Source organism: Pseudomonas sp. RIT357, from assembly GCF_000632245.1.
Classification (GTDB): domain Bacteria; phylum Pseudomonadota; class Gammaproteobacteria; order Pseudomonadales; family Pseudomonadaceae; genus Aquipseudomonas; species Aquipseudomonas sivasensis.
In genome coordinates, this window is the sequence record NZ_JFYX01000046.1 from 206,114 (window position 1) to 229,957 (window position 23,844).

Consider the following 23,844-nt stretch of genomic DNA (forward strand, 5'->3'; position numbering starts at 1 on the left):
TTGCGGGTACTGGTAATCAAGACCTCATCCCTGGGCGACGTGATTCATGCGTTGCCGGCACTCACCGACGCGGCGCGCGCGATCCCCGGCATTCAATTCGACTGGGTGGTGGAAGAAGGCTTCGCCGAGATCCCGACCTGGCACCCGGCCGTAGACAAAGTGATCCCGGTGGCGATCCGCCGCTGGCGCAAGAACCTCTGGCAGACCATCAAAAGCGGCGAGTGGCGGCGTTTCAAGCAGCAGATCCAGTCGACCAAATACGACCTGGTGATCGACGCCCAAGGCCTGCTCAAAAGTGCCTGGCTGACCCGCTATGTGCGCGCTCCGGTAGCGGGCTTCGATAAGAACTCCGCCCGTGAACCCATTGCGGCGCGCTTCTACTCGCGACGCCTGGCCGTGGCCCGTGGGCAACACGCGGTGGAGCGTCTGCGCCAGCTGTTCGCCGTGGCGCTGGGTTATGACTTGCCCAAAGGCTTGGGCGACTACGGCCTGAGCACCGAAAAACTGCTCGGCCTGCCGCCGAAAAAACCGTTTGTGCTGCTGTTGCACGGCACCACCTGGGACACCAAACACTGGCCCGAAGCCTATTGGCGCGAGCTGGCTGAGCGCATGGGCCGCTTGGGTGTGGACGTGAAATTACCTTGGGGCAATGCCGCCGAAAAAGCCCGCGCCGAACGCCTGGCCCAAGGCCTGGGCAACGCCGAAGTGCTGCCCAAACTCAACCTGGCCGGCGTCGCTCGGGTATTGGCTGGCGCCCGTGCCTGCGTCGCGGTGGACACCGGTCTCGGCCACTTGGCTGCCGCGTTGGACGTGCCGACCATTTCCCTGTTCGGCCCCACCAACCCCGGCCTGACCGGCGCTTACGGCAAGGGCCAGATTCACTTGGGCAGCGACTGGTCGTGCGCACCGTGTCTGCAAAAGCAATGTACCTATCAACCCACGGCCGACGACCTGCGTCGGTTCGACATCAAGCGCGAGTCGCCCCTGTGCTTTACGCGCCTGAACCCTGAGCGTGTGGCAAGCCGGCTGAGCACGTTGTTATTGGCTGAGGAGCTGCACTGATGCAACTGGCTTTTGTTCTGTACAAATACTTCCCCTTCGGTGGCCTGCAGCGCGACTTCATGCGCATCGCCCTGGAGTGCCAGCAGCGCGGCCATCAGATTCGTGTCTACACGCTGATCTGGGAAGGCGACATCCCGCCCGGCTTCGAAGTGCTGGTGGCGCCAGTCAAAGCGTTCTTCAACCATAAGCGCAACGAGAAGCTCAGTGCGTGGATGGAGGCCGACCTCGCCAAGCGCCCGGTGGACCGTCTGATCGGCTTCAACAAGATGCCAGGCCTGGACGTGTACTACGCCGCCGATGGCTGCTTTGAAGACAAGGCGCAAAACCTGCGCCATTCGCTGTACCGCAGCTTTGGTCGCTACAAGCACTTTGCCGAATACGAGCGTGCGGTGTTCGCCAAGGACGCCAAGACTGAAGTCCTGATGATCTCCGAGGTGCAGCAGCCGCTGTTCATCAAGCATTACGACACCCCGCTGGAACGCTTCCATCTGCTGCCGCCGGGCATTGCCCAGGACCGTCGCGCGCCGCCGAACGCGGCTGAAATCCGCGAAGGTTTCCGCAAGGAATTCAACCTCGGCGATGACGACCTGCTGCTGGTGCAGATCGGCTCTGGATTCAAGACCAAGGGCGTCGACCGCAGCCTGAAAGCCTTGGCCGCGTTGCCCTCTGAACTGAAGAAACGTACGCGCCTGTTTGTAATCGGCCAGGACGACCCCAAAGTATTCCAACTGCAAAGCGCCACTCTTGGGCTGGGCGACAACGTGCAGTTCCTCAAGGGGCGCAGCGATATCCCGCGTTTCCTGCTGGGCGCCGACCTGCTGATCCACCCGGCGTACAACGAAAACACCGGCACCGTGTTGCTCGAAGCCCTGGTGGCCGGGTTGCCGGTGCTGGTTTCTGCCGTGTGTGGCTACGCTCACTACATCGCTGAAGCCGACAGTGGGCTGGTGCTGGACGAGCCCTTTGAACAGGCTCAGTTGAACCAGTACCTGGCGCAAATGTTGACCGATTCTGCACAGCGCGCGGCCTGGGGCCGCAATGGGTTGGCCTTCGCCGAGACGGCCGACCTCTACAGCATGCCGCAGCACGCTGCGGATGTGATTCTGGCGGAGCCAAAACGATGAAGTTGATTCTTGCCGAACCGTTCAAGACGTTATGGGCCGGGCGTGATGCTTTCGCCGAAGTCGAGAAACTGCAAGGCCAGGTATTCCGTGAACTGGCAGCGCGTCGCACGCTGCGCACCGAGGTGGATGGCCGCCCGTATTTCGTGAAGATTCATCGCGGTATTGGCTGGGCAGAAATCTTCAAGAACCTGATCACCGCCAAGTTGCCGGTACTGGGCGCCGGCCTGGAATGGGATGCCATTCACCGCTTGCAGGAGATCGGCGTACCGACCATGACCGGCGTGGCCTTCGGCGAAAAAGGCAGCAACCCGGCGGACCAACACTCGTTCATCATCACCGAAGAACTGGCGCCGACCCTCAGCCTTGAAGACGTGACCCTCAACTGGGCCGCCGAGCCGCCTGCACCTGCCTTGCGTCATGCCCTCACCGCAGAGCTGGCGCGCATGGTCGGCGACATGCATCGGGGCGGCGTGAACCATCGCGACTGCTACCTGTGCCACTTCCTGCTGGACACGTCCAAGCCGATCGACGCGCGTGACATCAAACTCTCGGTGATCGACCTGCACCGCGCCCAAATGCGGGCCCATTTGCCGCTGCGCTGGCGCGACAAGGACCTGTCGGCACTGTATTACTCAGCGCTGGACATCGGCCTGACCCGTCGCGACAAACTGCGCTTCCTCAAGGGCTATTTCCGCCAGCCGCTGCGCCAGATCCTGACCGAGCAATCGGCGTCCCTGAGCCTGATGCAGCGCAAGGCCGACAAGCTGTACGCACGCAAGCAACGCTACGGGGATGCGATCTGATGGCGGGTTGGAACCTGGAACCTGCTTATGCGGCCCTGGCGGATGATTTTGGAAGCCTCGACGCGGTGTTCGCCCTGCAAGGCGAGCGGCTGACCCGCGATCCGTTATCGGAAGTGATCCGGGTGCAGCGCGGCGGGGTCAATTACTACGTCAAGCGCTACACCGGCGCCGGCAAGGGCCTGCGGCGTTATCTGGGCAAGCCGCGGGTAAAGTCCGAATGGCAGAACCTCAAGCGCTTCGCCAAGTGGGGCATTCCCACCGCCGATGTGGTGGCTTGGGGCCTGGAGCGCAGTGGCCTGGCCTACGACCGTGGTGCGATGATCACTCGTGAGTTGCCTAATACCGAAGATCTTTCGGTGGTGGCCGAGCGTAAAGATGCGCGCCTGCGCGACCCCAAGTGGGTCGATGTCGTCAGCCGCCAACTCGCCGAGTACACGCGCACGATGCACGACCAGCGCTTTACCCATAACGATTTGAAGTGGCGCAACCTGCTGATCGACGACCAGCAGACCCTGTACCTGATCGATTGCCCCAACGGCGATTTCTGGCGCGGTTTCTGGCTCAAGTACCGCATCACCAAGGACTTGGCCTGCCTCGACAAGGTGGCCAAGTATCACCTGTCGGCTACCCAGCGTCTGCGTTTCTATATGCAGTACCGTGGGTGTCGGCACCTGAGCGATTCGGACAAGCGGCGGATCCGCCACGTAGTGAAGTTTTTCGAGGGGCGCGAATGAGTGATTTTCTGGCGGCTGAAGACCGTGCGTTGCTGGAGCGCCACGGCCTCGCGACATTCGACGCGCTGTGGGCCAAGCAACTGGACGCGGTGGACGAGCCCAACACCAGCCGTGGCGGCTGGAGTAGCGTGTTTCGTCTGGAGCTCGATGGCCACGGGTATTACCTAAAGCGCCAGAGCAACTACCTCACGCGCAGCTTGCACCGACCGCTGGGCGAGCCGAGTTTCTCCCGTGAGTTTCGCAATATCAGTCGTTACCGCTCGCTGGGTATCCCGGCCTTGCAGGCGGCGTTTTACGGGGAGCGCAAGGTCGCCGGTGAACACCGCGCAATGCTGCTGACCCGCGCCCTCGACGGCTGGAATGACTTGGATTCATTGCTGGAGCAGTGGCCGCAACTGAGCGACGCCCAGCACCGCGCGATCCTGCTGGCGTGCGGCCAATTGGCGCGCCGGTTGCACAGCCTCGGCCAGGTCCATGGCTGCTTTTACCCCAAGCATATTTTCCTGCAGGCGACCGGCGACGGTTATGCCGCGCAGCTGATCGACCTGGAAAAAACCCGTCCGCTGCTGTTCGGCTGGCGTGATCGGGTCAAAGACCTGGAGCCGTTGTTGCGTCGTGCACGGCAGTGGTCGGACGTGCAGGTGCGTCAACTGCTGGCGGCCTACCTCGATCAGCCCGAAGACAGCGCGCTGGTCGCGACCTGGCTGCAACGCCTGACGGTTCGGCGTAGCCACAAGGAGAACCGCTGATGCGCCTGTCCGAGCTGAAAAGCGCCGGCCGCACACCGAGCCTGCCCCTGACCCTTGACCTGGCGGATGCCGCTGGCCCCGGCCGACTGCAACTGCTGAGCCTTTTGCGCGTGTTACCGGGCGAGCGTTACGTGGGCGCGGCAGTCTGGCGCGGGCGTCCGGTGCTGGCCAAGTTGTTGGTGGGCAGCAAGGCCGCGCGGCACTTTCAGCGTGAACTGAGTGGCGTACGACTACTGGCCGAACAAGGCCTGACCACGCCGCTGTTGCTCGCCGATGGCCTGCAGGAAGGCGAAGGCGGCTGGCTGCTGTTTGAGTTTATCGAAGGCGCCGAAAGCCTGGCCGATGCCTGGCATGCCGTCGAAGGCCTGCCACCGTTGGCTGACGAGCAAACCGCCGTGCTCGCCGAAGCACTGGGCGCGATTGCCCAGATGCACACCAAAGGCTTGTGGCAGGAAGACCTGCACCTGGACAACCTGCTGCGCCAGGACGGCAAGCTGTACCTGATCGACGGTGCCGGTATCCGCGTCGAAGAGGCCGGCAAGCCGCTGTCGCGTAACCGCGTGCTGGAAAACCTCGGCGTGTTTTTCGCCCAGTTGCCGAAAAACCTTGAGCCGTTTACCGAAGAGTTGCTGGTGTATTACCTGCTGAGCAACGGCGAACACGCATTGCCGCTGGAAGCCCTGGAGAAGCAGGTGCGCAAGGTCAGCGCTTGGCGCTTGAAGGACTTTTTGAACAAGGTCGGCCGCGAATGCACGTTGTTCAGCGTGGTACGCGGCGCCTTTGGTTTGCGCGCGATTCGTCGCGAAGAAGAGGCCTCAATGCTGCCGGTGCTGGAACAGGCCGATGCGCTGCTCGATCAGGGCCACTTGTACAAGACCGGTGGTGCCGCGAGCGTGGCCAAGGTCGAGGTAGCCGGTCGCCCGCTGGTTATCAAGCGCTACAACATCAAGGGCTTTGCCCACTGGCTCAAGCGCTTCTGGCGCCCAAGTCGCGCCTGGCATTCCTGGCGCGAAGGCAATCGCCTGGCGTTCCTTGGTATCGCCACGCCGAAGCCTTTGGCTGTGTTGGAAAAGCGCTTTTTGTGGCTGCGCAGTCGGGCTTATCTGATCACTGAATACCTGCCGGGCCCGGACATCATCGAGCGTTTCGCGCCCTTTATTGAACACGGTGATGCACCGGAAGGTGAGCTGCTGGCACTCGACAAGCTGTTTGCCGAACTGATCCGCGAACGCATCAGTCATGGCGATTTCAAGGGCCATAACCTGTTCTGGGACAAGGACCGCTGGTCGCTGATCGACCTCGATGCGATGTGCCAACACTCCTCCGCCGCCAGCTTCGCCACGGCATACGCGAAGGATCGTGCGCGGTTTATGCGTAATTGGCCGCAGGACAGTGCGTTGTACAAACTGATTGATCAGCGACTGCCCAAAACCATCGACTGAACGCGTGCTTCCCGTGGTGAGCGGTCTTCCTGCGGTGAATGGGCTTCCTGTGGTGAGCTGTCTCCCTGTGGTGAGTGTGCTTCCTGTGGTGAGCTGTCTTCCTGTGGTGAGTGTGCTTCTTGTGGTGAGTGTGCTTCTTGTGGTGAGCTGTCTTCCTGTGGTGAGTGTGCTTCTTGTGGTGAGCGGGCTTGCCCCGCGCTGGGCTGCGCAGCAGCCCCACTAGAAGCACCGCAGTGCTTCAGGTAAATCGCAGCGGCTGGTTTTGGGGCCGCTGCGCAGCCCAGCGCGGGGCAAGCCCGCTCACCACAGTTATGGTGCTCTCCTTAAGTGTTGTGTCAGCAAAAGTGCTTGGGCATTTGTGAGTGAAGAACGACAGCGCTTACACGTGGTGAGCGGTCTTCTTGTGGTGAGCGGGCTTGCCCCGCGCTGGGCTGCGCAGCAGCCCCACTAGAAGCACCGCAATGCTTCAGGTAAATCGCAGCGGCTGGTTTTGGGGCCGCTGCGCAGCCCCGCGCTGGGCTGCGCAGCAGGCCCACTAGAAGCACCGCAGTGCTTCAGGTAAATCGCAGCGGCTGGTTTTGGAGCCGCTGCGCAGCCCAGCGCGGGGCAAGCCCGCTCACCACAGTTATGGTGCTCTCCTTAAGTGTTGTGTCAGCAACAGTGCTTGGGCATTTGTGAGTGAAGAACGACAGCGCTTACGCACTCAGTATTTTCTATCCGACTGATTTTTATAGATAAAAAACATGGCATGGCCTCTGCAAAGTCTCCTGGTGAACCCTTTCACCAGCCGCCCGCGGAGCCTTGTATGCCTTCCAGCCTTTCCTCGCTTACCCGTTTGATTTGCCTCGGCGTTGCTGTGCTGCTGGGCCACGCTGCCGTCGTCCACGCTGCCGAAGGCGATGATGCCGTGCCGTCCCTGGCCGGCAAGCGCATTGCGGTGAGCATGACCGGCACCAGTCATTATTTCGATATCAAGGCGTTCCAGGCCCAGGTGGATGAGATCAAGCGCCTGGGGGGGACGCCGATCACCCTCGACGCCGGGCGCAATGACAAGAACCTGGTGACCCAACTGCAAACCGTGGTCACCCAGAAGCCCGACGCGGTGATCCAGACCCTCGGCACCCTCAGCGTGATCGACCCGTGGCTCAAGCGCATCAGCAAGGCCGGGATTCCGCTGTTCACCATCGATGCGCCGTCGCAGTACAGCCTCAATAACACCACTTCGGACAACGTCGCCACCGGCAAAGCCCTGGCCGATCAACTGATCAAGGACGCTGGCGGCAAGGGCAAGATTCTGGTGTTCAACGGCTTCTACGGTGTGCCGGTGTGTGCGATTCGTTATGACCAGTTGAAGCTGGCGCTCAAGGATTATCCGCAGCTGGAAATCATCCAGCCCGAGCTGCGCGATGTGATCCCCAATACCGTGCAGGACGCCTACTCCCAAGTGTCGGCGTTGCTCAACAAGTACCCGGCGGGCAGCGTGTCGGCGATCTGGTCGGCCTGGGATATTCCGCAGTTGGGCGCGAGCAAAGCGTTGATCGATGCCAAGCGCACCGAGATCAAGACCTACGGCGTCGATGGCACCCCCGAAGTGCTGGCGCTGCTCGGTCAGGCGAACTCGCCGGTGGGCGCAGTGGTCGCGCAGCAACCGGCGCTGATCGGCAAGACGGCCGTGCAGAACGTGGCGCGCTACCTGGCCGGGCAACGTGACCTGCCTAAGGAAACCCATGTCGCCACCTTGCTGACCACCGCCGGCAACCTGGCACAGGTTCAACAGTTGCGGGGTGACTGATGGCGGCATTGCACCTGCAACACCTGCGCAAGCGCTTTGGCGCCACCCAGGCGCTGGATGATGCGAGCCTTAAGGTCGAGCGCGGCAGCATCCATGGGCTGGTGGGCGAGAACGGCGCGGGCAAGTCGACGTTGATCAAGATACTCGCTGGTATCCACACGGCCGACGCCGGGCAGGTGAGTATCGACGGCCAGGCCTATGCAGCGCTGTCGCCGCGTCAAGTGGACGCATTGGGCGTGCAGTTCATCCATCAGGAACGCCTGCTGCCCGCCAGTTTTACCGTGGGCGAAGCGCTGTTTTTTGGGCATGAGTTGCGCCGGGGGCCGTTTGTGGACCGGCGGCGGCAACAGCGTGAAGCGCAGCGCCTGCTGACGGAATACTTTGACCTGCAACTGCCGCCCGGTGCCTTGGTCGGCGAGTTGAACAGCGCCGAACGCCAGGTACTGCAAATCACCCGGGCGCTGATTCGCCAGCCGAAGATCCTGGTGTTCGACGAGCCCAGCGTGGCGCTGGTCAAGCGCGAGGTCGACCAGTTGCTGCGCATCGTCAAGCGCCTGCGCGACCAGGGGCTGTCGATCCTCTACATCTCCCACTACCTGCAGGAAATCGACAGCCTGTGCGATGACGTCACGGTGCTGCGCAACGGTCGGGATGTGGCGGTGGTGCAGCCACGGCACACGTCGAGCGCAGAGATTGCACGGCTGATGGTCAACCGCGACGTGCAGGAGATGTACCCCAAGGCCAAGGTCGAGTTGGGGGCGCCGCTGTTGCAGGTGCGCGGGCTGAGTCTGGCACGGCGTTATCGGCAAATTGACCTGGAGGTGCGGCGCGGAGAAATCGTCGGCCTCACCGGATTGGTCGGTTCCGGCGCGAAGGAATTGTTCAAGACGCTGTTTGGTGTCGAGCGGGCCGACAGCGGCAGTGTGCATCTGGACGGGCGCTTGCTGCGCCTGCGTTCACCGGGCCAGGCGATTGCCGACGGCATCGCGCTGGTGCCCGAGGAACGGCGCAGTCAGGGCATCTCGCCGGTGTTGTCGGTGCTGGAAAACCTGACACTGGCGGGGCTCTCGCGGTTCAGCCGCTGGGGCTTGCTGAGCCGGCGCAGCGAGCAGATGGAAACCGCGCGGTTGATTGAAGAGCTAGCGATCAAGACGTCTGGGCCTCACGCCGCCGTTAGCCAACTGAGTGGGGGTAATCAGCAGAAAGTCGCCCTGGGTAAATGGCTCAGCCGCCGCTCGGCGGTGTACCTGCTGGATGAGCCCTGTGTGGGCGTGGACGTGGGCGCTAAGGTGGAAATCTATCGCCTGATTGGGCGCCTGGTAGAGGAGGGCGCAGCGGTGTTGGTGCTGTCATCGGATTTGCAGGAATTGCTGGGGATCAGTGATCGAATCCTGGTGCTGCATCGCGGCGAGATTGCGGGTGAATTTCGTGCGGGGGAGGCTGACAGCGATCAGTTGCTCGCCTGTGCTACAGGCGCCGTGCCCGCTGCTGCTGTGCCGGTGCGGGAGGTCGAGCATGCTTGAGGTACTACTGAGACGGGGTTCGGTGGGTGTATTCCTGGCGATTTTGCTGGGGTTTGCCCTGGCGGCGCCGGGGTTTCTGTCGCTGGGCAACGTGGCCAATGTGTTCAGCCAATCAGCGATTCTCGGCGTGCTGGCCTTCGGGTTGACCTGCGTGATTATCGGCGGCGGCTCGAATGTGCTGGCCGGTGGGCTCGACCTGTCGCTGGCGGCCAATCTGGGGTTGTGCGCGGCCGTGTTCAGCCGCCTTAACAATGCCGGGCTGGAGCTTTGGCTCACCCTGCTGCTGACCTTGGGCTGCGGCCTGGCAGTCGGTCTGGTCAACGGCTTGGCCGTGGTGTTGCTGCGCTTGCCGCCGCTGTTGGCCACACTGGCGAGCATGAATGTGCTGGCGGGACTGGAATTGGTGCTGACGGAAAATACCGTGGTTTCCACCGACTCGCCGTTGCTGGACGTGCTCAGCGGCGGCAGTTGGCTGGCGGTGCCGGCACTGGCCTGGGTGTTGCTGCTGACGGCCGGGTTGCTGACCCTGTTGGTCCAGCATTCGGCCTACGGCCTGCGCCTGCATGCAGTGGGTGAATATCCCCAGGCGGCGCAAGCAGCGGGCATTCGCGTACGGGCTTATGGGGTGTCGAGTTACGCGCTGTCGGGGCTGTGCGCTGGTGTGGCGGCGTTATGTTCGGCAGCGTTTTTCAGCGGCAGCACTACGGGCTCCGGTGACATGTTGCTGTCGGTGGTAGCGATTGCCTTTCTGGGCGTGGTGTTTTCGCGGCGGCTGGTGGCAAGTATTCCTGGGACGTTGTTGGCGGCGTTGCTGATCGGTTTTCTGATCAATGGATTTCAGCTGCTCAACCTGTCGAATTTCTGGGTCAACGGTGTGCAGGGCGTGCTGATCCTGCTGGTGGTGGCCGCGTCCAGCGCATTGAACCGGGGAGCCGGCTCATGAACCCACGCGTTTTACTGCCGTTGACGTTGCCGCTGGTATTCGCGGTGATCGTGTTGGTGTTTGCCTTGCAGGCGCCGGGCTTCCTGAGCGGCGGCAACCTCAAAAGCCTGGTGCTGAATAACTTCGTGCTGCTGGCGATTGTCGCCATAGGCATGACATACGCCGTGGCGGCCGGTGGCATCGACCTGTCAGTGGGCACGGCACTGGATTTCGCCAGTTTCAGTTTTGTGGTGTTGCTCAATGGTGGGCATGGCTGGGCAGTTGCCGCGACCGGGGCGTTGGTCGCGGCCCTGTTGGTCGGTGTGGTGAATGCTGGGTTGATCGCCGGCCTGCGGATCAGTCCATTCCTTGCCACCCTGGGCACGCTGTTTATCGGCACCAGTGCCCAGCAATTGCTCTCGGACGGCGGCCAGCCTATCTACATCAGCCAGGGTGTGAAGCCTGAACTGATCGGCCTTACGCCTTTGCTGATCGTGCTGGGACTGGCGTTGTTCTATGGCCTGGTATTGGCGCGCGGACGCCTGGGCCGCGAACTCCTGGCCCAGGGCACCCAGCCGCTGCTGGCGTATTACTCAGGCTTATCGGTGCAGCGAATCGTCACCGTCGTGGCCTTGGCGACTGCCTTGGCCTGTGGCGTGGCGGGGGTGTTGCTCAGTTCGACGGTCAGCGCCTATGTGCCGCTGTCGGGCAATGCGTTTTTGCTCAATGCCATCGGCGCGGTCTTTATCGGCACCACCTTAAGCCGGCAGGGGCGGGCGAATGTTCCCGGAACCCTGCTGGGGGTGTTGTTTATCAATGTGATCGCCAACGGCTTGCTGCTGATCGGCTGGAATTTCTACTGGCAGCAAGTGGCGACCGGCGTGCTGATTTTTATGGTGCTGGCGTTCAGCTTTGCCAGTCGCCGGTTGCTGGAATCCCGCTGATCAGAACTGGTACTCGGCACCTGCGCCGGCGTACCACGAGCGGCCCGGTGCCGCTTCGTAGTAGCGACCGTTGCTGTCGCCGACGATGACTGAGCCGACGTACTGGCGGTCCAGCAGGTTGTCCAGGCGCAGGGTCTGGTGGAAGGTCCAGTGCTCGACTTTCTGTTCGAAGCGCGCGCGCCAGTTGAACACGCTGTAGCCCGGCGCGGCGTGCTGGCTGTTGGTGTCTTCGACGTAGACCTTGCTGCGGTACATGCCCTCGATGGCGGTGCTCACCCAGTCGCGGGGTTTCCAGTTGAGTTCGGCGAACAGCGTGGTTTGCGGTACGCCAGGGAGGTAGTTGCCCTTATCGACGGCGGTACTGGTGCCGCTGACGAAGTCGCTGTCGTAGGTGGCTTGCAGGCGGGTATAGGCGAGGCTGGTGGTCCAGTGTTCGGCGAGTTGGCTTTCGAGGCCCAGTTCGAAGCCGCGGCGCAGGGTGCGGCCGGCGTTTTGATAGGTGGTGCGACCGCCGCTGGATTGCTGCACCACCAATTCGTCTTCGGTGGTGATCTGGAAGACGGCGGCGTTGAGGCGTGTGTCCTGGCCGATGCGTGCCTTCAGGCCTACTTCATATTGCTTGCTGACTGAAGGCTTGAGCGCGAAGTTGAAGCCTCTGGATGTGCTGGAATACGCCGATTCGGCCTGGGTCGGGGTTTCGAAGCCTTTGCCCGCGCTGACATAGCCGTGCAAGTCGGGGGTGAAGGCGTACATGACACTGACTGACGGCGTGTTCTTCTGGTAAGTCTTGCTGCCGCTGTCGTTTCCGTCGCTGAGGAAGCGGTCATCCACCTCCATTTTCATGGTGCTGTGACGCAAACCGGCTTGCAGAGTCCAGTCGCCCAGCAACCAGTTGGCTTGCACGAACGGGTCGAGGCTGGTGGCGGTGTCGATTTCATCGCGGCCCAAGGCGCCTTTGACGCCGTGCACGCCGTTGACGGTGTTGGAGTAGCCCTGGCGATCATCCTCACTGCGGTCGTAGTCCAAACCTGTGATCAGGGTCAGGTCGCCAGGGGCGCTGGCAATGGGTTGCAGCCAATGGACGGAGCCACCGTAGAATTTTCGGTCGAAGGCGACCACGCCGCCGCGAGCGTTGGCGGGATTGGCAATGCCGCTGGTGAACCTGTCCGGAATCGACAAGTACTGAATCACACTCCTACGGCCCGTGTAGGCATTTACCTGCAACGTCGCATCGCCGATGTAGCGCTCGTAATTCATCCCCAATTGCTGGTGATCGATGCTTTTGCGCGTGTTGTACGTCAGCGCATTACTGCTCACAGAGCGCGGGTCCGCTTTGTACGCTTCCCACGTTTGCCCCAGCGGGTCCTGAGTGCCGTTCTGTTCCAGGCTGCTGTAGATCAGCGCCAGTTTGCTGTCGTCATCGGGCTGGACATTGAGCTTGGCAAAGGTCTGGTCCCGGCGTGCGCTGCTGTGGTCGCGGTAGCCGTTGGTGTCCATGCGCGACGCGTCGAGCACAAAACCTGCGCCGTTGGTCGCGCCTTCGGCGCTCAGGTGGTTTTTGTTCAGGCCGTCGCTGCCGATCAGGGTTTCGGCGCCGATACGTGGCGGGCCTTCGCCGTCGCGGGAGAACATCTGGATCACGCCGCCGGCGTTGCTGCCGTACAAGGTGGCGGCCGGTCCGCGCAGCACTTCGATGCGTTCGGCGGTGTCGAGGTTGAATGTGGCCGCCTGGCCCTGGCCATCCGGGGTGCTGGCGGGGATGCCGTCGGCGATCAACTTGATGCCGCGTACGCCAAAGGCCGACCGGGCGCCAAAGCCGCGTGAGGAAATCTGCAGGTCCTGGGCGTAGTTCTGGCGGTTCTGCACCACCAGGCCGGGCACGCGGGACAGGGCTTCGGAGGCGTTGATACCCAATTGGCCGTCGCTGATCTGTTCGCGGCTGACACTGTCCACCGAATACGGCAGGTCGAACGTCGGGCTGGCGCTGCGCGAGCCGGTGACCACGCTGGGATCGAGGACCAAGGGCGCATCGTCGGCCAGGGCGGTGGTGCACAGGCCTAGCAGCAGAACGGCAAGGCGAGTGGGGATAATTGGGGTCATGATGAGGCCGGGTCTATGGCGCAACGCGAGTGATTGGCGTAGGCGTAAAAAGTGCGAGTTTAACGATTCAACCCTTGTTTTGCCGAATTCGTTGCAACTGGTCAGAACCGGAAGCGTCCTACGCTAGGCGTCGGTTCCGGATGCCTGAGCCGCAGGTTTCGCAGTGCTAGCTTTTCGCTCCCTGAATTTAAAAGAAGAATTAGATATGCGGACCCCTATCGTGCGGTTGTTGGTGTTGGTGGGCATGACGTTAATCGTGGGCGGCTGCGGAACGGTCACCACGGTGTTTCGCGGTGATGACGTCACCGTGCGGGAACTCAAGGGGAAAAAAACCTATTGTCAGTCTGTCCCTCGTGTCTACAGCGGCGTGGCGTATGACTTGTGCGTGCTGCATGGGCCGGCGAATTCTGCCGATGGGCTTTCGCTGAACGGAATTCCCTGGGCTGTTCTCGATGTGCCGGTATCCGGTGTTCTCGATACGCTCATCCTGCCCTACACGATCTACCGGCAACGTGCTGACGGGAGTGTTGAGCTTCGCTAACCCCTTGCGGCTAGCAGTTTCCCATCATTTTTAAGCTATAATCCCGCCCTTTAGCTGTTTCCTGCCCAGGTGGGAAGCACACTTTTTTCAGGCGCAACCCGCCTGCATGCAGACTAAAAGAGGCTAGACCCCAGTGGCATTGACGATTCTTGGCCTGTCCGGCGCCCTTAGCCATGATCCTTCCGCAGCCTTGTATATCGACGGCAAGCTGATCGCGGCCGCCGAAGAAGAGCGCTTCGTACGCGACAAACATGCAAAGAACCGCATGCCCTACGAATCGGCGAAGTTCTGCTTGGAACAGGCCGGTATCAAGCCTTCCGACGTTGACGTGGTAGCGATCCCGTTCGCCCCGATCAGCCTGTTCGGCGAGGCACGTTGGCACTACGCCAAGCGTTACTGGTACGCCCCGGACCGCGCCCTCGACGCGATCCTGATGGGCAACCGTCGCTACAAACGCTATCGCAACAAGATCGTCTGGTGCCTGGAGCAACTGGGCTTCGATCCGAAGAAAATCAAGATCGAACCGGTTGAACACCACCTGGCCCACGCTTCCAGCGCCTACCACTGCTCCGGCTTCCAGGAGAAGACCGCGATCCTCGGGATCGACGGCAAGGGTGAGTACGCCACCACGTTCTTCGGCTACGGCGAAAACGGCAAGATCCACAAGATCAAGGAGTTCTACGATCCGGACTCCCTCGGCGGCCTGTACGGCGCGATCACCGAGTTTCTCGGTTTCGAGATGCTCGACGGCGAGTTCAAGGTCATGGGCATGGCGCCGTACGGCGACGCCAGCAAGTACGACTTCTCGCGCCTGGCCTCCTTTGAGAACGGCGAGCTGGTGATCAACACCGACTACGCCAACGTCATCGGCATGCGCCGGTATAAAGAGAAGGGCAAGGGCTTCTACTTCTCGCCAAAACTGATCGAGTGGCTGGGTCCGAAGCGCGAAGGCGACATCGCCGACGAGCCTTACATCCACTACGCCGCGAGCATGCAAGCGCTGTTCGAGAAACTGGCCTTGCAGATGATCGACCACTATCTGGGCGACATCCTCAAGGACACCGGCAAGCTTGCCTTCGCCGGCGGCTGTGCACTGAACGTCAAGCTGAACCAGAAGATCATTGCCCGCGACGACGTGAAAGAGCTGTTCGTGCAGCCTGCGTCCGGCGATGCCGGCACTGCGGTTGGCGCGGCGGCCTATGTGTCTCACGCCCGTGGTGTGCCGGTGGAGAAGATGGAGCACGTCTACCTCGGCCCGTCCTACAGCAACGAAGAGGTGATTGCTGCGTGCGCCAAGCACGAGAGCAAACCGGTGTGGCGCAAAATCGAAAACATGCCTAAGCGCATTGCCAAGATCATGGTCGATGGCAACCCCGTGGCCTGGTTCCAGGGCCGCATGGAGTTTGGCCCGCGTGCGTTGGGTGGTCGTTCGATCATCGGTTGCCCAAGCGCGACCGGCGTGGCTGACCGCATCAACCACCAGATCAAGTTCCGCGAGCGCTGGAGGCCTTTCTGCCCGTCGATGCTCGACACCGTGGCCCCACAGATGATCAAGGTCGATCACCCGGCGCCGTTCATGACCTTCACCTTTGAAGTGTCGGAAGAATGGAAAACCCGCGTGCCGGAAGTGGTCCATGAAGATGGTACTTCCCGCGCCCAGGTCCTCAAGCGCGAATACAACCCGCGCTACTACGACATGATGAAAGAGCTCGAAGTGCTGACCGGCAACGGCGTGTCCCTGAACACCTCGCTCAACCGTCGTGGCGAAGCAATGATCTGCTCGCCGAAAGACGCGCTGGACATGTTCTTCGGCTCCGACCTGCAGTACCTGATCATGGAAGACATCCTGGTCGTCAAAGACGGCGTGGACCCTTATGACGCGCTCGGCTGACCGCCACGTCCTGCAGTTCTGCCATGGCTATGACGGGCCGTTCCTGGACTGCGCACGGCAGTACGCGAGTCTGTTCGCAGGCTCTGGCTACAAAGTGACCACGGTGTTTCTCACCGGGGTCGCTAACCCTGCTGTAGCGGCCGGGTGTGCGTCCGATGAAGTGTTGTTCATGGAGTTCAGCTCCAAAGCCATTCGTGGCTTGAAGCTGGGTGCCATCCGTGAACTGCGCAAGATCGCCGCGTCGCGCAATTTTAGCTTTTGTATCGCCCACCGGTTCAAGCCGATCTATATCGCCTTGCTTGGCACGCGGTTGCCGGTCATCGGCGTGCATCACGCGTTCGGTGATTACCTGCGCGGCAGCCGTAAACTGTTTGCCGGGATCTTTCGCAAGCGCCTGAGCTTGCTGGGGGTTTCCGACGCGGTGCGTGACGACATGCGCCGCTGCCTGCCGGCCTGGCCCGCTGCGCGCATCCAGACGTTGTATAACCGCATTGATGTCGACGCTTTGCAGGCCATCCAGGTGCCTGTGGATGAGGCGCGCGATGCCTTGGGCCTGTCGCCGGATGAGTGGGTGGTCGGCAATGTCGGCCGCCTGCACCCGGATAAAGACCAGGCCACGCTGCTCAAGGGTTTTGCCCTGGCATTGCCGCACTTACCGGCCGAGAGTCGCTTGGCGATCCTTGGTACCGGACGCCTTGAACAAGCGCTCAAGGATCAGGCTCGTGAGCTGGGGATTGCCGACAAGGTGCTGTTCCTCGGCCAGGTGCCGGATGCGCGTCGGTATTTCCGCGCATTCGATGTGTTTGCCCTGAGCTCCGATCACGAACCGTTCGGCATGGTGCTGCTGGAGGCCATGGCAGCCGGCGTACCGTTGCTGGCCACGGCCTGTGGCGGCGCGAAGGAAGTGGTCGAAGGCGTCGGTATTCTGTTTCCCTTCGGCGACGCCGAACATCTCGCGCAGGGGCTGCGGCACCTGGCCGGGATGGATCAGCACCAGCAACGGCAGTGTGCCGAGATGATGCTGGAACGCCTGCGTACGCGTTTCTCGGATCAGGCGGTACGCGATACCTTCTGGCAACTGCCGCACGTTATTGAACTGACCGCGGGGGCTTGATGCTCAATCGATTTCAAGGCTGGCGCGAGCGCGGCTGGTCCGTCGTCGACGCGCGTGCGTACAACGACGCCTGGCAACGTTTTGGCGGCAGTGTCGCGACCCATCCTCAAGTGATCGAACGTCTGGCCGGGTTGGCCGATATCCCGGTGCGTTACCTGGCCTGGGAGCAGGGTGGTGAACTGCAGGCGTGCATCGCCACCTGGGGCCGCGACCTTGCGTTGTCCAAGGACGTGCTCAAACAAAAGGGCAAGAAAGGCCTGTTTGACTTGGGTAACGCCGAGTTGATCCTGCCGGCCGCCGCGAACACCCAGGCGCCGTTGCGCCACCGCGCACGCTACCTGTCGGTCCTGAACGAAGGCCGTTTCAGCGGCCTCAAGCCCCAGGCCGAGCAACTGGCCATGGCCCGCACCCCGGAAGAACTGTCGAAGAAATTCCGCTACAACCAGCGCCGCGAACTGCGTTTGCTCGAAGAGGCAGGCGGTGTCGTGCGCCCTGTCAGTGAGTTTTCCAGTCAGGAATTGGCCGCGATCTACTGCGATCTGTTCCTGCGCCGCTGGGGATTTGTCGCCACGGGCGCCGAGCGTATGGCTGAAGTGATCGAGCTGTTGCGCGAGTGGCTGATCGGCTCGGTTATTTTTCTCAACGATGCGCCCATCGCTGTCCAGTTGGTGTACCGGGTCGAATCGCCCGAGTGGATCAGCGTGGAGTACGTCAACGGCGGTGTCGACCCTGAAACCCGCGCGTTCAGCCCGGGCAGCGTCCTGAGTTTCCTCAACACCCAAAGCGCTTGGGAACAGGCGCGTGAAGTCGGCAAGCCGCTGCGCTTTTCCTTCGGGCGTGCCGACCGTGAGTACAAGGACCGTTGGTGCAACCCCGTGCCGGTGCTGACCGTATGAGCCGCAAACAACAATTGCTCAAGCGCCATCGGCGCAACAAACGTGTCGCCGTATTGATCGGCCTGTTGCTGCTGGTGGTGATCGGTGTCTGGGTTGCCTGGTGGCTGCCGCTGGTACTCGGAGTGCTGGCCTGGATCGCCCATGAGGCGTGGTTTGCCGACCATCTGTTTTATGCCCCCAGCGAAGACTATCAATACCGTTTTTCGGCGGAAGCCGAAGTGGCTGGGGTTCGCCTCGAAGGCGGGCAGCTGCGGGTTGATTCACCCCTGCAAGCCGATGCGACCTTGGTATTGGCCATCAAGATCAAGAGCGGTTGGTTAGGTCGCTTTCTGGATCCGGCCGTTGAGATTACAGGTGGTGACAGCACTGATCGCCAGGCTTTCGAGCGCGGTGTGAACGGCATTCGTTATCTCAATCTCAGTGATCTGGCGCCCGCCCTGGCGGCGGGCGAGCTGCGTTTGCGCGGGCGCTTTTGCACGTTGCACGGCGCGCCCCGGTTGTGGGCCTGGGGCAATCCGGAGTATTCAAAACAGCGGGTGATGGTCATCGCGCCCCATGCCGACGACGCCGAACTGGCCGCTTTTGGCTTATACAGCCAGGCTGAAAAACCGTGGATCGTGACCCTCACCGCCGGTGAAATCGAAGCCGAGCATTATCAGCAAATGGGTCTGGACCCGGTCGAAGCCTCGCGTACCAAGGGCCGCCTGCGCGCCTGGGACAGCATTGCCGTGCCGCTTTGGGCCGGTGTACCGCAGGCGCATTGCGTGCAGTTGGGCTACTTCTGCCTGCAACTGCCGGCGATGCGCGCAACGCCTGATCAGCCAGTGGCCTCGCGCGAAGCTGAGCTGTCGGATATCCGCCTGTTTCGCCAGTTCAATCCGTTCCCGTTGCCGGCGGATGTTGACGGCCTGCCGACCTGGAACAACCTGCTGGCCGATCTGCGCCAGTTGCTGCTGACGGCACGTCCCGAAGTGATCGTATTGCCGCATCCAGTGCTCGACCCTCACCCAGACCATATCTGCGCGCAGCAAGCGGTGGTCGAGGCGTTGCAAGGTTTGGAATGGCAGCCGACCGTCGTACTGGGTTACGCCAACCATCTGCATGACAACGACCGCTGGCCCATGGGTGACGCGGGCGCCGGTATTGCCTTGCCGCCGCTGTTCGACGATACGCTTGAGCTACGCCCGTGCAGCCTGCCACTGTCGTTGGCGCAGCAGCGTGACAAAGCCATGGCGCTGGGCATGATGCATGACCTGCAGCCCGCTCCGCCGTTCAAGCGGCGTATGCGCCGCTGGCTGCAGCGGGTGTTGGCGGGCCGGGCGCGGTCGCCTTATGGTGAGAACGAATTTTTCCGCAAGGCCGTACGACGGCATGAGTTGTTCTGGCGTTTGTGAAGGCATTTGTGAAAGGGAAAGTCATGAAAGTTTTATTTCTGGTGCAGAAAGAGCAGCGTGCGATTCTGGATCGCTTGTACGAAGGCATTGCCGAGCACTGCGAGTGTGATACCCGCTGGCTGAGCAGTGATGAGCAGCGCAACCTGCGCGGTTACTTCAAGCGCGAAGTCGACGTGACGCGCTATGACCGCATCGTGTTCTTCCTGCGCTTCAAGCAGGAAATCCGCCAGGCCGGGTTCATCCGTACGATCCCGAATCTGGTGATCCTCGAACACGATGCCTACCAGAACTACATTCCCTGCAAGTACACCGGTAAATTCAGTGCCCACTACCGTCGTTTGCCCTGGGCACGGGTGATCAGCTCGGGCCACATGGTGACCGAGCGCCTGCGTGCCGAAGGCTTTGATGCGGTGTTTGTGCCCAAGGGTTACGACCAGGCGCTGTTGCAGCCCCAGGGACTTGAGCGCGACATCGAGCTGGCATTTGTCGGCAGCACCAACAGCGTGGCCTATAGCGGACGCAAAGCACTGCTCGATGAGTTGGCACGGGTTGAGCCTTTGGTGGTCACGCGCACCAAGTCGGGTGAGGAGTACTGCGCGACCCTCAACCGGATTCGCTTTTTCGTCAGCGCCGACGTGGGCATGGGCGAGTACATGATCAAGAACTTCGAAGCCATGGCCTGCGGGTGTGTGCTGCTGGCGTTTGACCAAGGGGCTGCGGAGAACGAGGCCCTTGGCTTCAAGGACATGGTCAATGTGGTGTTCTACAAGGACATTCCACAGTTGCAGCAAAAGCTCTCGCAACTGCGCGCCAACCCGCAACTGGCTGCAGAGATTTCGCGCAACGGGCAAGACCTCGCCGTCAGCCAGTTCAGCTTTGCGCGCATCGGGCAGCGTATTGTCGAAGCCCTGAAGCCGCCGTTGCGGCCGCGTGCTCCACTGAGTTTGCTGGAAACGCTGCGCCTGAAACTGGGCGTGTGACATCGGACGCATGGCAGCCAATGATGGCTAAACAACCTATCGAGACTTGAATGCAATTCTCCGATCAGAGCGACATAACCCTCGTCGTGACCAGTTGCGGTCGCTTCGATTTGTTGAAGCGTACGCTTGAGAGCTTCGACCTGTTCAATACCGCAGACATACGCGAAGTCTTCATTACTGAAGACTCTGGCGATGAAGCGGTACGTCTCGCGATTCCCGAGCACTGGCACAGTCATTGCACTTTTTTGATCAACCGTCCGAAGCTTGGGCAACTGGCTTCCATCGACCTGGCCTATGGATCGGTCAAAACCCCCTACATCTTCCATTGCGAAGATGACTGGGCGTTTTACCGGCCTGGGTTTGTCGAAGATTCCAAGGTGGTGCTGGAGCAGCGTCCCGATATCCTGCAAGTCTGGTTGCGTAACTTTGTCTACGATTTGCAGGTGCACAGCCCCTATATCCACCGTGGGCCACGCGAGGTGATTGGTGGCGTGCCGTGTTATCCGTTGTTGTCTGAGAAACCTGAATGGCAGGGGTTTTCTCTCAACCCCGGCCTGCGGCGTATCAAGGAGTACTGGTTGTGCGCACCTTACTCCGGGTTCGAGGGTGAGAAGGGGCTTTCCAAGCGGTACGCCCAGTTGAATCTGCCTGCCGTTACCCTGGAAGGCGATGCGGTGTTGCACACTGGCTTTGGCTTGCATGTGTCGACATCAGAAGAGCGCGCGACCAAAGCACGGCGTAAGCGCAGAGAGCGGGTGAAGCTGGCAGTCATGCTGAGCCTGGGGCTGGTTATCGGGTGGGCGATTCCCTGGTAATTCCAACACGCGACAACAACGCCTCATAAGGTTTTGCGATGAGTATTCTCAACATCATGTGGGCCGGTGGTTCTGCATTTGCTTCGGTGCAGAAGGTTCATCGGCAGATACTGTCCCGCGCCGACAGCGGCGTACCGATTCACACTTGGTTGCTTCAAGGCAGTGCTGATTCGAGTGACGGCCTGGTTGAACAGGCCGTGGAGTGGAACCTCTCTTCCGCCAGGCTCAAGGGGCGGCACCTCTGGAAATGGTTGATGCCCTTGATGCGTGCACGCTTCCAGAAGGCCCTGCCTGAGGATGTACAGGTTGTGCTTCTTGATGGGGTCGGTGTTGCGCGGGTGCTTTTGCCCGTGCTCAAGCGTTTACCGAACGTGCGTGCGGTGGTGATTTTTCATGGTGCCACGCGCTTGCGGCGTGCAGATCAACAGTTGTTCGATCAATTCCCGGCGTCCCAACTGACGCTGACGGCCGTCTCGAAAACCCTCGCACACTCGCTGGAGCGTTCTCTGCAACGGCCAGTGACGGTGCTGCGCAGCGCCTTTGACCCGGCCGCTTTTCGCGCTGCGGCGCTTTCCCGTGAGCAGGCGCGATCCCGTCTGGGCTTGCCGTTGTCTGCCACTCCCGTAGTGGGTGCGGTTGGTCGACTGGTAGACGGCAAGGGGTTTGCCTGCTTGTTGGAGGCCTTTGCCCGTGCGGCGGCTGATCAGCCCGATGCGCGCCTGGTGATCCTCGGCGAAGGGCCAGCGAGGCCCGGGCTTGAGGCACGTATTGCAGCGCTTGGCTTGCAGGACAAAGTGTCGCTGCCTGGGCATCTGCCTGATGCGGCCAGCCTTTACCGGGCGTTTGACTGGGTTGCCATCCCTTCGACGGAAGAAGGCCTGGGGTTGATTCTGCAAGAGGCGGTGATGGTCGGCGTGCCCGTACTGACCAGTGAACTGGCAGTGTTCCGCGAGCAACTGGGGGATGCCGGTTGGTACGCCCCGGCAGACAATGCCGCGTTTTGGGGCGAGCTCCTGACCCGCGCGTTCGCGAGTTCGGGTGAGGAGGTTGTCGAGGCTCAGTCGCGGGCGTTGGCGCCGGAGCAAGCCTGGAATGAATTCAGTGAAACCACCCGGCGTCTGTTCTCATGCACCTAGCAGCGCTTGCTCCAGTGCCTGCATTGGAAAGCGTTCGTTCAGCTTCTCGCGCGCAATATAGCGGGCGAAATGCTGCAGGTTGCGCCGCGCCAGTGCCGGGCTCAACGGCGCGCGCAGGAAGCGCATGTCTGCTACGTCGATCAGGCCCATCTGGTTGTCCGGCGTGACGACGATATTGCCCAGGTGCAGGGAGCGAAAGTAGATGCCGGCAGTGTGCAAGCGGCGAATCAGCGCCACCAGCGGGTCCAGGTTCTGCTCCCAGTCAAAGCCTTCTTTGTTGGCAATCTGGCGCAGTGTCTCGCCCGGCAGCGGGCTATACAGCACAGCGGTCATGCCTGCAGCGTCCAGTTGGAAGTACTCAAGGACGGTCAGGGTTGGAATACCGCGTTCTTGCAGCTTGACCGCGTTATCGATGAAGCGCTTGGAGTAGGGGCGCAACAGTGCCGACGAAAAAAAACGTTTACGACGAAACAGTTTAAGAATGTTCCCGTCCGTCAGCAGGTAGACTTTGGGCCCGTAGCTGTCCTTTTCCAGGATTCTGGCGCCTTCAATCATCGTGTTTAGCGTGGTTTGGGGGAGCCTTGAACATTGCATCGTCGGAAAGCCTTGTTGGAGTCACGGGCACAGTGGTCGGCAATGATGCCGAAAGTTTTTAGTTTTAACCATGCCAGGTTGGCAGGTTGGCCGTATTAGGAGCGGGTGATGCAAGCAGGTCGTTGGGCGCGCGGATGGATGTGTTTTGGGTTGTTGTGGTTTTTGCTGGCGATAGCGTTCGCGCCGACCAACAAAGTTTATCAACAGGGGCTGGCGCTCTTTCTGTGGCTGCCGGCGCTGGTGTTTGCCTGGTCTGCCCGTGAGCAACTCAAACAAGTCTGGCGCGCTCAGCGCTGGATCTGTCTGGCACTCGCCGCGCTGGCGGCATGGGGCTTGATCAGCCTGTGGTGGACCAATGCCGAAGACGGCTCCCGCGAGGCCAAGCGCCTGCTCTATATCGGCGTGTTCCTGTTGTTCTTTCCGATACTCGCCGAAGCACAGCCCCAGCGCGTGATTCGTTTGATGCAGTGGGGAGGCTTTGGTCTTGCCTTGTCGTCGCTGCTGGCCATGATCAAGTTCTATGGCATGGAAGGGAACGTTTGGTACGCGCGTCTTGAAGGGCTGGGTCAGTTGTCTCACCCGATCCTGGGCGCGTATGTGATTGGTCTGGCTGCCGTGTGGTTGCTGCACTGGATGCCGCGTGAGCGCTGGATGCAAGTGGCCTGCATGGCGGCGATCGGCTTGCTCGGCCTGTTTGTAGTAGCCAGCCAAAGCCGCGGCGCCGCATTGGCCCTGTTTTTGAGTGTGGTGGCCATGCCGCTGTGGTGCCGAGACCGGCGCAGCACCCTGATTGCCATTGCGTCAGTGGTGGCGGCAGTGCTGGTATTCCTGTCGATGCAGTCGTTGATGCTATCCCGTGGCGCGTCGTTCCGGCCGCAGATTTTTATGGCAGCGGTGCAGATGATTAGCGAGCGTCCCTGGACGGGCCTGGGCCTGGGTGGTGATTACAACCTGTTCTGGGGGGACTACCGTTTCGATCACTCCCACAACCTCTTCACCCATGTGAGCATCGAGTTGGGCCTGCCAGGCCTGATCCTGTGGTCGGCGGTATGGTTCGGCGTGCTGTGGCAAGCCTTGAAAATGCGCGACACCCCGTACGGCAAGGGCATTATCGGCATGTGGGTGTTCTCGTCCCTGGCGATGCAATTCGATGCGGCAAGCCTCACAGGCACTCCTCGGGCCGAGTGGTTCATCACCTGGTTGCCGGTTGCGCTGGCCAGTGTTTTGGTCTGGGCGCGGGCCAAACCCGACGTGTGTGATAAAGTTCGCGTCCTACCCAATCAGTGAG

General features: G+C 61.3%; 21 protein-coding genes. 19 read left to right on the forward strand and 2 right to left on the reverse strand.

The features are described from left to right. From waaC to BW43_RS04940, 10 genes are all read left to right on the forward strand, one after another. On the forward strand, nucleotides 1–1,062 hold the full coding sequence (gene waaC, locus BW43_RS04985) for a lipopolysaccharide heptosyltransferase I (protein ID WP_032890371.1): 1,062 nt from the start codon (nucleotides 1–3) through the stop codon (nucleotides 1,060–1,062). Continuing rightward, nucleotides 1,062–2,186, forward strand: coding sequence for a glycosyltransferase family 4 protein (locus BW43_RS04980; RefSeq protein ID WP_032890373.1), 1,125 nt, complete (start codon nucleotides 1,062–1,064; stop codon nucleotides 2,184–2,186). The genes waaC and BW43_RS04980 overlap by 1 nt, the downstream gene beginning before the upstream one ends. Continuing rightward, nucleotides 2,183–2,989 (forward strand): lipopolysaccharide core heptose(I) kinase RfaP, encoded by an 807-nt coding sequence (gene rfaP, locus BW43_RS04975; protein ID WP_032890375.1) that lies wholly within the window; start codon nucleotides 2,183–2,185, stop codon nucleotides 2,987–2,989. The genes BW43_RS04980 and rfaP overlap by 4 nt, the downstream gene beginning before the upstream one ends. After that, entirely contained in the window at nucleotides 2,989–3,723 is a 735-nt protein-coding gene (locus BW43_RS04970) for a lipopolysaccharide kinase InaA family protein (RefSeq protein ID WP_032890377.1), read from the forward strand. Before rfaP ends, BW43_RS04970 begins: the two co-directional genes overlap by 1 nt. Continuing rightward, entirely contained in the window at nucleotides 3,720–4,472 is a 753-nt protein-coding gene (locus tag BW43_RS04965) for a lipopolysaccharide kinase InaA family protein (RefSeq protein WP_032890379.1), read from the forward strand. Before BW43_RS04970 ends, BW43_RS04965 begins: the two co-directional genes overlap by 4 nt. Beyond that, nucleotides 4,472–5,914, forward strand: coding sequence for a lipopolysaccharide kinase InaA family protein (locus tag BW43_RS04960; protein ID WP_032890380.1), 1,443 nt, complete (start codon nucleotides 4,472–4,474; stop codon nucleotides 5,912–5,914). The genes BW43_RS04965 and BW43_RS04960 overlap by 1 nt, the downstream gene beginning before the upstream one ends. 805 nt (nucleotides 5,915–6,719) lie before the next feature. Continuing rightward, nucleotides 6,720–7,706, forward strand: a complete 987-nt coding sequence (locus tag BW43_RS04955; RefSeq protein WP_032890384.1) for a sugar ABC transporter substrate-binding protein — start codon at nucleotides 6,720–6,722, stop codon at nucleotides 7,704–7,706. Further along, entirely contained in the window at nucleotides 7,706–9,229 is a 1,524-nt protein-coding gene (locus BW43_RS04950; protein WP_032890386.1) for a sugar ABC transporter ATP-binding protein, read from the forward strand. The genes BW43_RS04955 and BW43_RS04950 overlap by 1 nt, the downstream gene beginning before the upstream one ends. Further along, nucleotides 9,222–10,172 carry an ABC transporter permease gene (locus BW43_RS04945; RefSeq protein ID WP_081797839.1) on the forward strand — a complete coding sequence of 317 codons (951 nt, stop codon included), beginning with the start codon at nucleotides 9,222–9,224 and terminating at the stop codon, nucleotides 10,170–10,172. The genes BW43_RS04950 and BW43_RS04945 overlap by 8 nt, the downstream gene beginning before the upstream one ends. Then, nucleotides 10,169–11,095, forward strand: a complete 927-nt coding sequence (locus tag BW43_RS04940; protein WP_032890387.1) for an ABC transporter permease — start codon at nucleotides 10,169–10,171, stop codon at nucleotides 11,093–11,095. The genes BW43_RS04945 and BW43_RS04940 overlap by 4 nt, the downstream gene beginning before the upstream one ends. Here the strand turns inward: BW43_RS04940 and BW43_RS04935 are convergent, their stop codons facing one another. Next, complete coding sequence (locus BW43_RS04935; protein WP_032890389.1) at nucleotides 11,096–13,195, reverse strand: TonB-dependent receptor; 2,100 nt, start codon at nucleotides 13,193–13,195, stop codon at nucleotides 11,096–11,098. 205 nt (nucleotides 13,196–13,400) lie between these two features. On the opposite strand from BW43_RS04935, the gene BW43_RS04930 reads away from it, so the two are divergent. From BW43_RS04930 to BW43_RS04895, 8 genes are all read left to right on the forward strand, one after another. Continuing rightward, nucleotides 13,401–13,736 (forward strand): YceK/YidQ family lipoprotein, encoded by a 336-nt coding sequence (locus BW43_RS04930; protein ID WP_032890391.1) that lies wholly within the window; start codon nucleotides 13,401–13,403, stop codon nucleotides 13,734–13,736. A gap of 133 nt (nucleotides 13,737–13,869) precedes the next feature. Continuing rightward, a complete protein-coding gene (locus BW43_RS04925; RefSeq protein ID WP_032890393.1) occupies nucleotides 13,870–15,627 on the forward strand; it encodes a carbamoyltransferase in 1,758 nt (585 codons plus the stop codon). Continuing rightward, nucleotides 15,611–16,741, forward strand: coding sequence for a glycosyltransferase (locus BW43_RS04920; RefSeq protein ID WP_032890395.1), 1,131 nt, complete (start codon nucleotides 15,611–15,613; stop codon nucleotides 16,739–16,741). The genes BW43_RS04925 and BW43_RS04920 overlap by 17 nt, the downstream gene beginning before the upstream one ends. Then, the gene (locus BW43_RS04915) at nucleotides 16,741–17,637 is read left to right on the forward strand and encodes an antimicrobial resistance protein Mig-14 (RefSeq protein ID WP_032890397.1); all 897 of its coding nucleotides are present in this window, start codon (nucleotides 16,741–16,743) and stop codon (nucleotides 17,635–17,637) included. The genes BW43_RS04920 and BW43_RS04915 overlap by 1 nt, the downstream gene beginning before the upstream one ends. Further along, complete coding sequence (locus BW43_RS04910) at nucleotides 17,634–19,031, forward strand: PIG-L deacetylase family protein (RefSeq protein WP_032890399.1); 1,398 nt, start codon at nucleotides 17,634–17,636, stop codon at nucleotides 19,029–19,031. The genes BW43_RS04915 and BW43_RS04910 overlap by 4 nt, the downstream gene beginning before the upstream one ends. A gap of 23 nt (nucleotides 19,032–19,054) precedes the next feature. Next, nucleotides 19,055–20,011 (forward strand): glycosyltransferase, encoded by a 957-nt coding sequence (locus tag BW43_RS04905; RefSeq protein WP_032890401.1) that lies wholly within the window; start codon nucleotides 19,055–19,057, stop codon nucleotides 20,009–20,011. Between the two features lie 50 nt (nucleotides 20,012–20,061). Next, entirely contained in the window at nucleotides 20,062–20,826 is a 765-nt protein-coding gene (locus BW43_RS04900; protein WP_032890404.1) for a glycosyltransferase family 2 protein, read from the forward strand. Nucleotides 20,827–20,864: 38 nt separating this feature from the next. Further along, nucleotides 20,865–21,962, forward strand: a complete 1,098-nt coding sequence (locus tag BW43_RS04895) for a glycosyltransferase (RefSeq protein WP_032890406.1) — start codon at nucleotides 20,865–20,867, stop codon at nucleotides 21,960–21,962. Here the strand turns inward: BW43_RS04895 and BW43_RS04890 are convergent. After that, nucleotides 21,951–22,517: a toluene tolerance protein gene (locus BW43_RS04890; protein ID WP_177326457.1), complete on the reverse strand. Its 567-nt coding sequence runs from the start codon at nucleotides 22,515–22,517 to the stop codon at nucleotides 21,951–21,953. The two genes, BW43_RS04895 and BW43_RS04890, sit on opposite strands and share 12 nt — an antisense overlap. Before the next feature lie 147 nt (nucleotides 22,518–22,664). Between BW43_RS04890 and BW43_RS04885 the strand changes: the two genes are divergently transcribed. Further along, nucleotides 22,665–23,843 carry an O-antigen ligase gene (locus BW43_RS04885; protein WP_032890410.1) on the forward strand — a complete coding sequence of 393 codons (1,179 nt, stop codon included), beginning with the start codon at nucleotides 22,665–22,667 and terminating at the stop codon, nucleotides 23,841–23,843. The last annotated feature ends 1 nt before the right edge of the window (nucleotide 23,844 follow it).